We start from the raw sequence: 14,728 nt of genomic DNA, 5'->3' as shown, positions 1-14,728 counted from the left end.
TGTCGCCCTTTTTGTTATCCGTACCTGTATTTTAGGATTGTATAATCTTTTAACTTCTTTACATTTGGGAAGGCAAAAGCGTTTTCGTCTTCATATACTGAAAGTAAGCCCCATTTTAGCGGGCAGCAATGTGTTAACAGGGGGCAAGGGATGTTGCTTAAGAAACGTTATGGTCGTCAATTGTCTGCGCTCAGTCTGGGCCTGGCTTTTGCATTCGCTCCACTGTTCAATGTCCAGGCCGAAGAGCCTGAAATTGTACCATCGGATAGCTCAGCCACCATCAGCGAGCTCTCTTCCGCGCTCAGCCAAAGCGCAAACCAGTCTGCGGCGGTTGCCAAAATGGCTGGCGAGCAGGCGCTTCCTGCCGATGCGGCGGCGAAAAGCCGTGCCGATATTCAGGCGGTGCTGCCGTCCGGTTATCAACCCGTCTTTATGAATCCGCTGGTCTCGCTGTATGCGGCCAGGGATATGAAGCCGATGTGGGATAACCGTGAGGCGGTGCAGGCGTTTCAGCAGCAGCTGGCTGAAGTCGCTATTGCCGGTTTTCAGCCGCAGTTCACCACCTGGGTTGAGCTGTTAACCGACCCGGCGGTGAACGGTCTGGCGCGGGATGTTGTTTTGTCTGACGCCATGATGGGCTATCTGCATTTTATTAGTGGTATTCCCACTCAGGGCAACCGCTGGCTGTATGGCACCAAACCGTATGCCATGTCGACGCCGCCGCTATCGGTGGTTAATCAGTGGCAGGTGGCGCTGGATAGCGGTTCGCTGCCGCAGTTCATTGCGGGCCTGGCGCCGCAGCATCCGCAGTATGCCGCAATGCATCAGGCGCTACTGGCGCAGGTTGCCGATTCGCGTCCGTGGCCGCAGCTCACCGGTAAGACCTCGCTACGTCCCGGGGAGTGGAGCAATGATGCCGGTGCGCTCAGGGAGATTTTACAGCGCACCGGTATGCTCGATGACTCGGCGAAAATTGCCCTGCCGGGCGATGACGTGGTGAGCCCATCCGCCGGGAAAAAGGCTAAAAACAGCGGCCGCGGCGTTTACGATCGCCAGTTGGTTGAAGGCGTTAAGCGCTTTCAGGCGTGGCAGGGGCTGGGCGCTGATGGCGTGATCGGTCAGGCGACCCGCGACTGGCTCAACGTCTCTCCCGCGCAGCGCGCCGGCGTGCTGGCCTTAAATATCCAGCGTTTGCGTCTGCTGCCGGGTAATCTTGCGACCGGTATTATGGTGAATATTCCAGCCTTTTCGCTGGTTTATTACCAGGATGGCAGCGAGGTGCTGGCATCACGAGTTATCGTTGGCCGCCCGGACCGCAAAACGCCGATGATGAGCAGTGCCCTAAACAATGTGGTGGTCAACCCGCCGTGGAACGTGCCGCCGACGCTGGCGCGCAAAGATATCCTGCCGAAGGTGCGCAATAACCCCGGCTATCTTGAACAACACGGCTATACGATGATGCGCGGCTGGAACAGCAAAGAGGCCATCGATCCTTATCAGGTGGACTGGGAGACGATAACCGCATCGAATCTGCCGTTCCGCTTCCAGCAGGCTCCCGGCGCGCGTAATTCGCTGGGGCGCTATAAATTTAATATGCCAAGCTCAGATGCCATATATTTGCACGACACGCCAAATCACACTCTGTTCCAACGGGATGGGCGAGCGCTGAGCTCTGGATGTGTGCGGGTGAATAAAGCTTCAGAGCTGGCGAATATGCTGTTGCAGGACGCGGGCTGGAACGACGCGCGTATTTCGGATGCCCTCAAGCAGGGAAATACCCGCTATGTGAATATTCGTCAGAATATCCCGGTTAATCTCTATTATTTGACCGCCTTTGTCGGGGCTGATGGACGTACACAATATCGAACAGATATTTACAATTACGATCTCACCGCGCGATCCAGCGCACAAATCCTGCCTAAAGCTGAACAATTAATCAGATAAATGAAGTAGTTCAAGGGATTCGGTTGTCCTATCTGTGTGTGAAAACGGGTCTTGCAGTCTGCAAGGCCCGAGTTTACTGGGGGGAGGCTGCCTTGACGTTGGCAATAATGCCCGGTAAGGTGCCTTTCGTGCGCCAGAAGTGCATATACATATAATCCTGCAAAAGCGTAATGGTGGTGAGCAAGCCAGGCCTTCGTCGCTGATATCGATTAGCCGCCGGAGAACGAGCGTATGCTGGCGGCTAACGGGCGGATTGCGGGAAAAGTATATTACGATTCATTTACCTGTAGACCTGATTATCATGGACAAATTTGACGCTAATCGCCGCAAACTGCTGGCGTTAGGTGGAGCCGCGCTCGGTGCTGCTGCCATTCTGCCTGCGCCGGCATTTGCCACCCTCTCGACCCCACGACCGCGTATTTTGACGCTGAACAACCTGCATACTGGTGAATCACTCAAGGCGGAGTTTTTCGATGGCAGAGGCTATATTCAGGATGAATTAGCAAGACTTAATCATTTTTTCCGCGACTATCGCGCGAATAAGATTAAGTCCATCGATCCCGGTTTGTTCGATCAACTCTATCGTCTGCAGGGATTACTTGGTACGAACAAGCCTGTCCAGCTTATTTCCGGTTATCGCTCTGTTGATACCAATAATGAGCTTCGCGCGCGCAGCCGGGGAGTAGCGAAACACAGCTACCACACCAAAGGCCAGGCCATGGATTTCCATATTGAAGGCATTTCGTTAAGCAATGTTCGCAAAGCCGCGTTATCTATGCGTTCAGGTGGTGTAGGATACTACCCACGTAGCAACTTTGTGCATATTGATACCGGGCCGGTACGGCACTGGTAACGAAAGGAGCCTCATGAACTATCGTATTATTCCGGTTACTGCGTTCGCGCAGAACTGTTCTTTAATCTGGTGCGAACAAACCAGGCTGGCGGCGCTGGTGGATCCCGGCGGTGATGCTGAGCGAATCAAACAGGAAGTCACCGCGGCAGGCGTCAGCCTGATGCAAATTCTGCTGACGCATGGCCATCTCGATCACGTTGGTGCGGCGGCGGAGCTGGCGCAACATTATGGCGTGCCGATTATCGGGCCGGAAAAAGAAGATGAGTTCTGGCTGGAAGGATTACCGGCGCAGAGCCGGATGTTTGGTCTGGAAGATTGCCAGCCGCTTCAGCCGGATCGCTGGTTGAACGAAGGCGATGTAGTCAGCGTGGGGAACGTCTCTCTGCAGGTGTTGCACTGTCCCGGTCATACTCCAGGGCACGTGGTCTTCTTCGATGCCGCTTCCCGACTGCTGATTTCTGGCGATGTCATATTCAAAGGTGGGGTGGGGCGTAGCGATTTCCCTCGTGGCGACCATAGCCAGCTGATCGATGCGATTAAACGCAAACTCTTGCCGTTGGGCGATGACGTATCGTTTATTCCTGGCCATGGCCCTATGTCGACGCTTGGGTATGAGCGTCTGCATAACCCATTCCTGCAGGATGAGATGCCTGTCTGGTAAATTTGCCGGAAGAAAATAGATGAAAAGGCCGCGAATGCGGCCTTTTGCTTTTGCTACAGAGCGGGCTTACAGTACGGCAACAATCGCTTCGCACAGCGGCGCCATATTGTCTGGCGTCATGCCCGCGACGTTAATACGCCCGGATGCCACGGCGTAAATCGCAAACTCTTCGCGTAACCGCAGGACCTGCTCTTTGGTCAGGCCGCTAAACGAGAACATCCCGTTTTGCTGAATGATGAAAGAGAAATCGCGGCTGGCGCCTTTTTCCTGCAGGGTATTAACGAACAGCAGACGCATGCGCTGGATGCGTTGGCGCATGTCGGTTAACTCTTGTTCCCAGATGGCGCGCAGCGCGTCATTGCTGAGAATGGTCGCCACTACCGAGGCGCCGTGAGCCGGCGGGTTAGAGTAGTTTGCGCGGATAACGGACTTCATCTGGCTGAAGGCGCGGTCTACCGTTTCCTGGTCAGCGGCAACCAGCGTGCAGGCGCCTACGCGTTCGTTATACAGGCCGAAGTTTTTCGAGTAGGAGCTGGCTACCAGCAGCTCTTTATGCAGCGCGGCGAAAGCGCGCAGGCCTTCAGCGTCCTCTTCCAGGCCCCGGGCAAAGCCCTGGTAGGCAAAGTCAAACAGCGGCAGCCAGCCTTTCTCTACGGAGAGCTGCGCCAGCTGTTGCCACTGTTCCAGCGTTGGATCGATACCGGTTGGGTTGTGGCAGCAGCCGTGGAACAGAACCACGTCACCGGCCTGCGCTTCGTTCAGGCTGGCCAGCAGTCCATCGAAGTCGAGTTTGTGGTTTGCGGCATCGTAGTAGGTATATTCGCGAACGTCGAGTCCGGCTGAATTGAATACGCTTTTATGGTTCGGCCAGCTTGGGTTGCTCACCCAAATACGTTTAACGTCGGTATTCTTCGCCAGAAAATCAGCGGCGACGCGCAGGCCGCCTGTACCACCGGGAGTCTGGGCGGTACGAGCGCGTTTATCATTGATAATCGCGCTGCCTTTCCCAAACAGCAGCTCCTGAGTGCAGCGACCAAACTCTGGAATACCATCAATACCCAGGTAATTTTTGGTGGTTTCATTTTCCAGCAGATACTGTTCTGCTTTCTTCACGCTAGTCAGGACCGGTGTTTTACCCGTTTCATCTTTATAAACACCAATTCCAAGATTAATTTTTGTTGGGCGGTCATCGGCACGAAACAGATCGGCCAGGCCCAGAATTGGGTCGGCAGGGGCGGCGGTAATGTTCTCAAACATGACGAGGTTCCATTGTGATTACTGAAGGGAAATCCGCTATCAGGTTAACGGGAGTTATGTTAATTGCCAACCGTTTGCGACAAAAAGCGAGAAGGTTTTTAAAAGTTACGATCTTCCTCTCAGGAACGCAGAAAAGCAGGACCGAAGTCCTGCTTTTTAGGCATATCACGAAGGGGTGTACTGCAAATTAGAACTGGTAAACGATACCAACCGCTGCCTGATCGTCGGTCGCGACTTTCGCAGCACGGGTGTAGTCGTTGTCGTCCAGCTGGTTGAATTTATACGCAGCGTAGACGTTCATGTTTTTGTTGAAGTAGTACCAGGTACCCACTTCGACGTATTTAACCAGGTCAGCATCGCCGCCGGAGAAGCCAGCGCGGGAGCGCAGGTCTTTACCTTTAGTCTGTACGTAGCCGATGGACGGACGCAGGCCGAAGTCGAACTGATACTGAACAACGGCTTCAAAGTTCTGAGTTTTGTTAGCGAAATAGTTGCCTTCGTTTTCCGGAGTCATGTTGTAGGTCTGAGAGTACATGACTGCAGCGTAGATGTTGTTCGCATCATACTTAGCGGAGGTTGCCCATGCTTCAGCTTTTTCGCCCTGACGGTCTGCTTTCTGGTCGCCGCTGCGGCTGGAGTTAGCATAACCAGCGGACAGCGCTACACCGTTGTCAAACGCGTAGGTAGCCGCGGTGCTGAAGCCGTCGCCGTTTTGTTTCTTCACAGCGCGTTCTTTGTTTTTACCCTGGTACTGCAGCGCAAAGCTCAGGCCATCAACCAGACCGAAGAAATCAGAGTTACGGTAGGTCGCAACGCCGTTGGTACGCGCGGTCATGAAGTTGTCGGTGTTGGTCCAGCCGTCGCCGCCCCATTCAACCAGCATATCGGTCGCCGCTTCAACGTCGTAGATGGCGCCGTAGTTACGACCGTAGTCGAATGAACCGTATTCACCGGCTTTTAAGCCAGCGAAAGCCAGACGGGTTTTCGTGGTCTGGGAGCCTTCAACGTTGGACGCATCCATGTTGTATTCCCACTGGCCGTAACCGGTCAGCTGATCGTTGATCTGGGTTTCGCCTTTCAGGCCGATACGGGCGTAGGTGGTGTCGTCGCTGCTGGTGTCACCGTTAGTGGTCCAGACGTGCTCGCCAACCATTTTTCCGTAAAAGTCGAGTTTGTTGCCGTTTTTGTTATAGATTTCTGCAGCGTTCGCTGCACCGGCTACCAGCAGGGCAGGAATTACCGCTGCCAGAATTTTGCGCTTCATCATTATTTATTACCCTCATTTATATTTTTTTATGAACACTTGCCACTGCCGCCAATACGTTTCGTCAATAAAAATTTACGGAACTATTGATGATAGTTTGGTGTCTGGAGGCATCTTTCCATTCAGAACAACGTTTCGCTAGCCTGAAAATGCTACCAATATCTCATATGAGTAACAAAAGGAAATTCTATGTAACTAAATGTGTATTTTTGGGAACTTTGTGAACTCTATCAACATTCCGTCCCTGTTCGCTGACAAAATCAGCTCTCTTTATATATCTATATGAATTAATTATGATTAATTTAGATAACAGAGGGGTTGTGCATTTTACAGCTGCTTTTTGCTTTTTTTTTATTCAGATTTTGTCGTTGCAAGATGTGCGGTGGTTGATTAAATAGTGAGCAATATAATCAGCAGGTTTGACGATTTTTGGACATTAAGTGCGGTTTGTAACTTCAGGTAAGAGCGTAATAGTGCGTAACATATTTATGAATTTCGCGGGTTGATGTTTAAATTTCCTGAAACTCGTTAACGTAAATTGACATAAAAAAAGGCCGGCTTGCGCCGACCTTTGCGTTAGATAACAAAAAAATCAGAATGTGGCGTTACGTGGAGTGCGCGGGAACGGAATCACGTCACGAACGTTCTGTACGCCGGTCACGTAGGCAATCAGACGCTCGAAGCCCAGACCAAAACCGGAGTGCGGCACGGTGCCGTAACGGCGCAGGTCGCGGTACCACCAGTAGTCTTCTTTATTAAGACCCATTTCCGCCATGCGCGCGTCAAGTACGTCCAGGCGTTCTTCACGCTGGGAGCCGCCGATAATTTCACCGATACCCGGCGCCAGAACGTCCATTGCGGCGACGGTCTTCCCGTCTTCGTTAAGGCGCATATAGAACGCCTTGATCTCTTTCGGGTAGTTTTTTACGACTACCGGCGCTTTAAAATGCTCTTCCGCCAGATAGCGTTCGTGCTCGGAGGAGAGATCCACGCCCCAGTACACCGGGTTTTCGAACTGCTTACCGCAATTTTCCAGAATGGTGACCGCGTCAGTATAATCCACCTGAGCGAAATCCGCGGAAACGAAACGTTGCAGACGATCGATCGCATCTTTATCAACGCGTTCGGCAAAGAACTGCATGTCATCTGCCCGCTCTTCCAGAACGGCTTTGAAAACGTACTTCAGCATCGCTTCCGCCAGACCTGCCACATCGTTCAGATTAGCAAAGGCGACTTCCGGCTCCAGCATCCAGAACTCTGCCAGGTGGCGGGTGGTGTTGGAGTTTTCCGCACGGAAGGTTGGGCCGAAGGTGTAGATTTTGGATAGCGCGCAGGCGTAGGTTTCGCCGTTCAGCTGGCCAGAAACGGTCAGGAATGACTCTTTACCAAAGAAGTCCTTATCGAAATCGACTTTGCCCTGATCGTTGCGCGGCAGGTTTTCCAGATCCAACGTGGAAACGCGGAACATCTCGCCCGCGCCTTCGGTATCGGAAGCGGTAATCAGCGGGGTAGAAACCCAGAAGAAACCCTGTTCGTCAAAGAAGCGGTGCAGCGCCTGCGCCAGGGTATGGCGAACGCGCGCCACGGCGCCAATCAGGTTGGTGCGCGGGCGCAGGTGGGCAACTTCACGCAGGTATTCAATGCTATGGCGTTTAGCCGCCATCGGATAAGTTTCCGGATCGTCTACCCAGCCGCTTACTTCAACATGACTGGCCTGAATCTCAAAGCTCTGGCCCTGACCCTGGGATTCCACGACTTTACCGGTCACGATGACTGAACAGCCGGTGGTCAGGCGCAGCACTTCCTGATTGTAATTGGGAAGAGAATTACTAATAACGGCCTGTACAGGATCAAAGCAGGAACCGTCATAGACGGCGAGGAAAGAAAAGCCAGCTTTAGAATCTCGGCGGGTACGCACCCATCCGCGCACGGTGACTTCGCTGTCAACGGCAACGCGGCCCTGGAGTACGTCGGCTACAGGCACAACGCTCATAATAGTCTCTCTTGTTAGTCCAATAGAAAAATCTGTATACCCCTTCGACAGGGGGATATCTATGTTACCTGTCATCTTCCATCAGACAAGTAGATTTCGCGCAAGAAAGGGGTGTTTTAGGAAATAAATAAGGAGATTGTCTCCTTTACGACGGGAGAGCCTGATATTAAGAGAGTTTTGAGCATTGCCTTTATCCCGCGCAGGGCATTTCGCAATGAAAACAGGGCGGTGAATATGAAACACTTTTCTGAGCGGAAAGGGGGATGATAATAAAAATGCGTCCGGTTTTACGGACGCATTTTTTCGCACAGTGTTAGCTGGCTTTTTTGACCGGCGGCAGATCGAAGGCTTTACGCAGGGCGCGCACGAAGGCTTTATCGTGGCAAATCGTTTTACCCGGGCTATCGGAAAGTTTCGCTACCGGCTTGCCGTTGCACTCCACCAGCTTAATAACAATATTCAGCGGCTTAACCTGGGGAATATCGCAGGTTAAACGTGTGCCGATACCGAAGCTCAGATTGACCCGTGAGGAGAAGTGGCGATAAAGATCGACCGCTTTCGCCAGGTCGAGATTATCAGAAAATACCAGCACTTTGCTCAGCGGATCAATGCCCAGCTTCTTGTAATGGGCAATAGCCTTCTCGCCCCATTCTACCGGGTCGCCGGAGTCGTGGCGCAGCCCCTGATAGCGGGTTGCAAATTCCGGCCCGAAATCGCGCAGGAAAGCGTCCATCGTGATGCAGTCAGTCAGTGCGATACCTAACCGATCGGGATACTCTTCCAGCCAGGCCGCGAGGGCCGCACGCTGGCTGCTGGCCAGGTTCGGGCTGATCTGCTGGTGCGCCTGGAACCATTCGTGCGCCTGGGTTCCCATTGGCGTCAGGTTAAGCCGACGCGCCAGATCATAGTTGCTGGTGCCGGTGAACCACGGCTCCTGCTGCAGACGCTGAACAATGGCCTGCTGCACCTCGCGTGAGAAGCGGCGGCGAGTACCGAAATCCATCAGGCGGAAGCCGGACATATCGACATCAGCGGTGAGACGGTTAAAGTCGGACAGCTTATGTTCAAGGGTATTCAGCGCTGTCGTCACGGTGATTTCCGGCGAGCGGTAGTGGTGCACCAGCTCGCTTATCACCGCCAGCAGCGGAACCTCCCACATGATGACTTCAAGCCATGGCCCGGACAGGCGAATATTCAGCTTACCGTTGTCATTAGTGACGGTAACCTGGCGCGGATCGTAGCGGAAGCCGCGTAGCCAGTCGAGATAATCTGGCGCAAAGAAGGGCAGGCTCGACAACCAGTGATATTCATCGTCCTGCAGCCTCAGGTCGCGCATCGTCTCAACCTGCTCGCGAATCGCATCGGCGTAGATGCCGAGCAGATCGTCCCCGCGGCAGCGGAACTCCGCCGCAACCTGTACATCATTGTAGCGGTGGAAGACAGCCTGCTGCATATGCAGCTTGTAGGCATCCGTATCAAGCAGCGAATGCAGTACAGGAGAAGTGAATTGGGTCATGGTGCGCAGTAGCATCCTCTCACTGGAGCGTTTCCATCAAAACCAAAGCGGTAAAAGGAGGCGGAGTATACCTGTAATACCCGACTCTGTCCCGCGGCGACGGCTGATGGCGACGCTAACGGTCATTTGCGAGGCCTAGTTTAATATATTGAACACGCATCACACCACAAGCTTTGCGCCTGGTCGAGCGCATTTCGTGCCTCTGGTGTTATCAGAATGTAGCAATTTTCATGTTTAGCATTGAAAAGATGAAGATTCTGCATAGCGAGATTTGCGCAACAGGAATAGACTGAGTCGACACTTTACAGGACAAGCTAAAGGTTTTTTATGACACAACAGCCCCAAGCCAAATACCGCCACGACTATCGTGCGCCGGAGTATCTGATTAGCGATATCGATTTGACCTTTGACCTGGATGCCGCGAAAACCGTTGTTACGGCTGAGAGTAAGGTCTCCCGCCACGCGGCTGCGTCTGATGTGCCATTGCGTCTGGATGGCGAAGACCTGACGTTGGTTTCTCTGCTGGTTAATGGTCAGCCGTGGAGCGACTATAAGGAAGAAAATAACCAGCTGGCGATCGGCGGATTGCCGGAACATTTCACCCTTACTATCGTCAACGAAATCAGCCCGGCGGCCAATACCGCGCTGGAAGGGCTGTATCAGTCCGGCGAAGCGCTGTGTACCCAATGCGAAGCGGAAGGTTTTCGCCATATTACCTGGTACCTTGACCGTCCGGACGTGCTGGCGCGCTTCACTACCAAAATTATCGCCGACAAGGCCAAATACCCGTTCCTGCTCTCCAACGGTAACCGCGTAGCCCAGGGGGAGCTGGAGAATGGTCGCCACTGGGTTCAGTGGCAGGATCCGTTCCCCAAACCGTGCTACCTGTTTGCGCTGGTGGCCGGTGATTTCGACGTCCTGCGCGATACTTTCAAAACTCGTTCGGGACGTGAGGTTGCGCTGGAGCTGTATGTAGACCGCGGCAACCTCGATCGCGCTCCATGGGCGATGACTTCGCTGCAAAACTCAATGAAGTGGGACGAAACCCGCTTTGGCCTCGAGTACGATCTTGATATCTATATGATTGTCGCCGTTGACTTCTTCAACATGGGCGCCATGGAGAACAAAGGGCTTAACGTCTTTAACTCTAAATACGTGCTGGCGCGCACCGATACCGCGACCGATAAAGACTATCTGGATATCGAGCGCGTCATTGGCCACGAATATTTCCATAACTGGACGGGTAACCGCGTAACCTGTCGCGACTGGTTCCAGCTCAGCCTGAAAGAAGGCCTGACCGTTTTCCGCGATCAGGAGTTCAGTTCCGATCTCGGCTCACGTGCGGTCAACCGCATCAATAACGTGCGTACTATGCGCGGTCTGCAGTTCGCCGAAGATGCCAGCCCGATGGCGCATCCGATTCGTCCGGATAAGGTTATCGAGATGAACAACTTCTACACCCTGACGGTGTATGAGAAGGGCGCTGAGGTGATCCGCATGCTGCATACGCTGCTGGGCGAAGAGAATTTCCAGAAAGGAATGCAGCTGTACTTTGAACGCCATGACGGCAGCGCCGCGACCTGCGATGATTTTGTCCAGGCGATGGAAGACGCTTCGAACGTTGATCTATCCCACTTCCGCCGCTGGTATAGTCAGTCCGGGACGCCGATCGTTACCGTCCATGATGACTACAATCCAGAAACGGAGCAGTACACGCTGACCATCAGCCAGCGCACGCCGCCGACCGCTGAGCAGGCTGAGAAGCTGCCGTTGCATATTCCGTTCGATATCGAACTCTACGACAACGAAGGCAAAGTCATCCCGCTGCAGAAGGGCGGTCACCCGGTGCATCATGTGCTGAACGTGACCCAGGCGGAGCAGACTTTTGTTTTCGATAATGTCTACTTCCAGCCGGTACCGGCGCTGCTATGCGAGTTCTCTGCCCCGGTGAAGCTGGAGTACAAATGGAGCGATCAGCAGCTGACTTTCCTGATGCGCCACGCGCGTAATGATTTTTCCCGCTGGGACGCGGCGCAGAGCCTGCTGGCAACCTATATCAAACTCAACGTTAACCGCCACCAGCAGGGGCAACCGCTGTCGCTGCCGATCCACGTAGCCGATGCTTTCCGCGCCATCCTGCTGGATGAGAAGATCGATCCGGCGCTGGCGGCGGAAATCCTGACGCTGCCTTCGGCGAATGAAATTGCTGAGCTGTTTGCGATTATCGATCCGCTAGCTATCGCCGCGGTGCGTGAAGCGCTGACCCGTACGCTGGCGAAAGAGCTGGCAGACGAGTTCCTGGTGATTTACAACGCCAACAAGCTTGACAGCTACCGCGTTGAGCATGCCGATATCGGCAAGCGTTCTCTGCGTAACACCTGCCTGCGCTATCTGGCGTTTGGCGACGCGGAGCTGGCGGATAAACTGGTTAGCGCGCAGTATCACCATGCGGACAACATGACCGACGCGCTGGCGGCGCTGGCGGCGGCAGTCGCTGCCCAGCTGCCGTGCCGTGATGCATTGATGCAGGAGTATGATGATAAATGGCATCAGGACGGCCTGGTGATGGATAAATGGTTTATCCTGCAGTCAACTAGCCCGGCCGATAACGTCCTGCAGACGGTTCGCGGCCTGCTGAATCATCGTTCGTTCAGCATGAGTAACCCGAACCGCGTCCGTTCTCTAATCGGCGCTTTTGCCGGCAGCAACCCGGCGGCGTTCCATGCCGAAGACGGCAGCGGCTATCAGTTCCTGGTGGAAATGCTCACTGAACTGAACAGCCGTAATCCACAGGTTGCGTCGCGTCTGATTGAACCGCTGATTCGTCTGAAACGCTATGATAACAAGCGTCAGGCGCTGATGCGCGGGGCGCTTGAGCAGCTGAAAGGTCTGGAGAATCTTTCCGGGGATCTGTTCGAGAAAATCAGTAAAGCGCTGGCATAACGCCAGCACGAGTCCAAACCTGTCGCCCCGCTCGCGCTGCGCGAGCGGGGGAACGTCGCAGTCGTTAACCGTGACTCACTAAGCGTGGCGAGGATTCGTTCTTGCCGCGCTGCATCACCCGATGCAGCACTTCCGCTTCCAGTTCGGCCAGCTTCGCCGAGCCGGTGCGCCGCGGACGAGGGATGTCCACCAGCAGATCCAGACCTATTTTTCCCTCTTCTATCAGCAATACGCGATCGGCCATCGCCACCGCCTCGCTGACGTCGTGGGTGACCAGCAGGACGGTAAAGCCATGATCCTGCCACAGAGAAACGATCAGATCCTGCATTTCCAGACGAGTCAGCGCGTCGAGTGCGCCGAGCGGCTCATCAAGCAGCAATAATCCAGGACGATGAATTAACGCACGCGCCAGCGCTACGCGCTGCTTTTGCCCGCCGGAAAGCGCTGCAGGCCATTCACCGGCGCGGTCTTCAAGGCCAACGCTCGCCAGGGCATTAAGCGCCGCCTCACGCCACTGGCCTTTCAGCCCCAGTCCGACGTTGTCGATCACCGTTTTCCACGGCAGCAGGCGGGCATCCTGGAACATCATCCGGGTATCGTCCTGGATTTGTGCCAGCGGCGTCGAGCCCGCCAGCAGCTGGCCGCCGTTGGGCTTTTCCAGCCCAGCCAGCAGCCGCAGCAGCGTACTTTTACCGCCGCCGCTGCGACCGACCACCGCGACGAATTGCCCGGTGGGGATATGCAGATCGAGTTCATTCAGAATCGTCTTGCTGCCGTAACGCTTGCTTACGCCGTTTAACAGCAGCGGAATTCCGGGATTAAGACGCGCGGTTGTCATGCGCTGGCCTCCTGAAGGTGATAAGCCGGATTCCAGCGCAGCCAGACGCGTTCAAGGAGCTGTGCGCTGAAATCGGCCAGTTTGCCGAGAATAGCGTAAAGAATAATGGCGACGACTACGACATCGGTCTGCAGAAATTCGCGAGCGTTCATTGCCAGATAGCCAATACCGGCGTTAGCAGAAATGGTTTCCGCAACAATCAGCGTTAACCACATCAGGCCGAGCGCAAAGCGGATACCGACCATAATTGAGGGCAGGGCGCCGGGCAGGATCACGTGACGGAACAGCGCAAAGCCCGATAAGCCATAGCTGCGAGCCATCTCTACCAGTCCTCGGTCAATGTTGCGGATGCCGTGCCAGGTGTTGATATAAATCGGGAACATCGTCCCCAGCGCCACGAGGAAAATTTTGGCGCTTTCATCAATGCCAAACCATAAAATGACCAGTGGAATCAGGGCGAGGTGCGGCACGTTACGTAGCATCTGAATAGAGGTATCCAGCAGGCGTTCTCCCCAGCGCGAGAGGCCGCTGATAAGCCCGAGAACCAGACCAATGGAGCCACCAATACTGAAACCAATAAGTGCCCGCCACGAGCTAATGGCCAGATGCTGCCATAGTTCGCCGCTGGCGGAGAGCGTCCAGAAGGCTTTGAGAATGCCTTCCGGCGACGGTAAAATCCGGGTGGAAAGCCAGCCGATGGAGGAGGCGAATTGCCAAATAATCACGCTGCCCACCGGTAAAAGCCAGGGAGCTATGCGGATGAGAAATTTTTGCGAAAGCGTCGCCATGGAGTATTCCTTATTCGCTAGCGTATTGCCCTGTTAAGGGTAATACGCTGGTCGTTAAACGTGCTCAACCCGCTGTAAGGTTTTCAGCGCCGGCGCGCGGCTGCTGGGGCGATGCAGCGCCTGCCAGAAAGTTTCCAGCGCCAGGTCGAGGCGACCCTGCAGATTCGGCGTAAACTGCGGTTTATGCTGATAATCCGTGACCTGGCTATCGTCAGCAAAAACGCCGTGGAGGATCTCCTGAGCTTTCAGCGCATTGAGTACCGGTTTTAAGGCGTAATCCACCGCCAGCATATGCGCGATGGTCCCGCCGGTAGCCAGCGGCAGAACGATTTTGCCTTCCAGCGCGCGTTCCGGCAGCAGATCAAGCAGCGTCTTGAGTGCGCCTGAAAAAGAAGCCTTATAGACCGGCGTGGCAATAATCAGCCCGTCCGCGCCGGCAAGCTGTTCATTAAGCGCGTGAAGAGCGGGGTTATCGAAGCGAGCATAGAGCAGGTCTTCCGGGGCAAAATTCTGCAGGTGCCAGTGGCAAACCTCGATATCCGCCGCGGAGAGGGTCTCTCTGGCGTATTCCAGGAGTGCGCTGGAGCGGGAAGGGTAACGCGGGCTACCCGCAAGTGTTATGACTCGCATATTCTCTCCTTATAACCAAATATTTTCATTTATCTATAATT

11 protein-coding genes are annotated in these 14,728 nt (G+C 54.3%); 4 read left to right on the top strand and 7 right to left on the bottom strand.

Annotated features, from left to right (window positions below; translation table 11 throughout):
• Window positions 1-150 precede the first annotated feature (150 nt).
• From ldtD to ACSIPU_RS06725, 3 genes are all read left to right on the top strand, one after another.
• Window positions 151-1,944: a L,D-transpeptidase gene (ldtD, locus tag ACSIPU_RS06735; protein ID WP_004111890.1), complete on the top strand. Its 1,794-nt coding sequence runs from the start codon at window positions 151-153 to the stop codon at window positions 1,942-1,944.
• Between the two features lie 301 nt (window positions 1,945-2,245).
• Window positions 2,246-2,797, top strand: coding sequence for a YcbK family protein (locus ACSIPU_RS06730; protein WP_004100731.1), 552 nt, complete (start codon window positions 2,246-2,248; stop codon window positions 2,795-2,797).
• Between the two features lie 13 nt (window positions 2,798-2,810).
• Complete coding sequence (locus ACSIPU_RS06725; protein WP_004100733.1) at window positions 2,811-3,458, top strand: MBL fold metallo-hydrolase; 648 nt, start codon at window positions 2,811-2,813, stop codon at window positions 3,456-3,458.
• A 66-nt stretch (window positions 3,459-3,524) separates the two neighbouring features.
• Here ACSIPU_RS06725 and ACSIPU_RS06720 read toward each other — a convergent pair whose 3' ends face one another.
• The 4 genes from ACSIPU_RS06720 to pncB form a co-directional block, all read right to left on the bottom strand.
• Complete coding sequence (locus ACSIPU_RS06720) at window positions 3,525-4,715, bottom strand: amino acid aminotransferase (protein ID WP_004100734.1); 1,191 nt, start codon at window positions 4,713-4,715, stop codon at window positions 3,525-3,527.
• 187 nt (window positions 4,716-4,902) lie between these two features.
• Entirely contained in the window at window positions 4,903-5,982 is a 1,080-nt protein-coding gene (locus ACSIPU_RS06715) for a porin (RefSeq protein WP_004100735.1), read from the bottom strand.
• Window positions 5,983-6,571: 589 nt separating this feature from the next.
• A complete protein-coding gene (gene asnS / locus ACSIPU_RS06710; protein WP_004100736.1) occupies window positions 6,572-7,972 on the bottom strand; it encodes an asparagine--tRNA ligase in 1,401 nt (466 codons plus the stop codon).
• A 313-nt stretch (window positions 7,973-8,285) separates the two neighbouring features.
• Window positions 8,286-9,488 carry a nicotinate phosphoribosyltransferase gene (gene pncB, locus ACSIPU_RS06705; protein WP_004100738.1) on the bottom strand — a complete coding sequence of 401 codons (1,203 nt, stop codon included), beginning with the start codon at window positions 9,486-9,488 and terminating at the stop codon, window positions 8,286-8,288.
• Window positions 9,489-9,815: 327 nt separating this feature from the next.
• On the opposite strand from pncB, the gene pepN reads away from it, so the two are divergent.
• Window positions 9,816-12,431 (top strand): aminopeptidase N, encoded by a 2,616-nt coding sequence (gene pepN / locus ACSIPU_RS06700; RefSeq protein ID WP_004100740.1) that lies wholly within the window; start codon window positions 9,816-9,818, stop codon window positions 12,429-12,431.
• A 64-nt stretch (window positions 12,432-12,495) separates the two neighbouring features.
• On the opposite strand, the gene ssuB is transcribed toward pepN, so the two are convergent.
• From ssuB to ssuE, 3 genes are read right to left on the bottom strand one after another with little or no spacing between them, the layout of a single operon-like run.
• The gene (gene ssuB / locus ACSIPU_RS06695; RefSeq protein ID WP_004100741.1) at window positions 12,496-13,269 is read right to left on the bottom strand and encodes an aliphatic sulfonates ABC transporter ATP-binding protein; all 774 of its coding nucleotides are present in this window, start codon (window positions 13,267-13,269) and stop codon (window positions 12,496-12,498) included.
• Window positions 13,266-14,057, bottom strand: a complete 792-nt coding sequence (gene ssuC, locus ACSIPU_RS06690; RefSeq protein ID WP_023320653.1) for an aliphatic sulfonate ABC transporter permease SsuC — start codon at window positions 14,055-14,057, stop codon at window positions 13,266-13,268. Before ssuC ends, ssuB begins: the two co-directional genes overlap by 4 nt.
• Window positions 14,058-14,111: 54 nt before the next feature.
• Window positions 14,112-14,687: an NADPH-dependent FMN reductase gene (gene ssuE / locus ACSIPU_RS06685; protein ID WP_004100743.1), complete on the bottom strand. Its 576-nt coding sequence runs from the start codon at window positions 14,685-14,687 to the stop codon at window positions 14,112-14,114.
• Between the last annotated feature and the right edge of the window lie 41 nt (window positions 14,688-14,728).

This window comes from Klebsiella sp. HN106 (genome assembly GCF_051209435.1).
Lineage (GTDB): Bacteria > Pseudomonadota > Gammaproteobacteria > Enterobacterales > Enterobacteriaceae > Klebsiella > Klebsiella oxytoca.
Note: the sequence above shows the minus strand (reverse complement) of the source record. Positions and strands in the feature narration are given on the sequence as shown.

Excerpts from the sequence above, each read along its gene's own strand:
- ldtD (WP_004111890.1), top strand. The coding sequence starts at position 151 with ATGTTGCTTAAGAAACGTTATGGTCGTCAATTGTCTGCGCTCAGTCTG.
- ACSIPU_RS06730 (WP_004100731.1), top strand. The coding sequence starts at position 2,246 with ATGGACAAATTTGACGCTAATCGCCGCAAACTGCTGGCGTTAGGTGGA.
- ACSIPU_RS06725 (WP_004100733.1), top strand. The coding sequence starts at position 2,811 with ATGAACTATCGTATTATTCCGGTTACTGCGTTCGCGCAGAACTGTTCT.
- ACSIPU_RS06720 (WP_004100734.1), bottom strand. The coding sequence starts at position 4,715 with ATGTTTGAGAACATTACCGCCGCCCCTGCCGACCCAATTCTGGGCCTG.
- ACSIPU_RS06715 (WP_004100735.1), bottom strand. The coding sequence starts at position 5,982 with ATGATGAAGCGCAAAATTCTGGCAGCGGTAATTCCTGCCCTGCTGGTA.
- asnS (WP_004100736.1), bottom strand. The coding sequence starts at position 7,972 with ATGAGCGTTGTGCCTGTAGCCGACGTACTCCAGGGCCGCGTTGCCGTT.
- pncB (WP_004100738.1), bottom strand. The coding sequence starts at position 9,488 with ATGACCCAATTCACTTCTCCTGTACTGCATTCGCTGCTTGATACGGAT.
- pepN (WP_004100740.1), top strand. The coding sequence starts at position 9,816 with ATGACACAACAGCCCCAAGCCAAATACCGCCACGACTATCGTGCGCCG.
- ssuB (WP_004100741.1), bottom strand. The coding sequence starts at position 13,269 with ATGACAACCGCGCGTCTTAATCCCGGAATTCCGCTGCTGTTAAACGGC.
- ssuC (WP_023320653.1), bottom strand. The coding sequence starts at position 14,057 with ATGGCGACGCTTTCGCAAAAATTTCTCATCCGCATAGCTCCCTGGCTT.
- ssuE (WP_004100743.1), bottom strand. The coding sequence starts at position 14,687 with ATGCGAGTCATAACACTTGCGGGTAGCCCGCGTTACCCTTCCCGCTCC.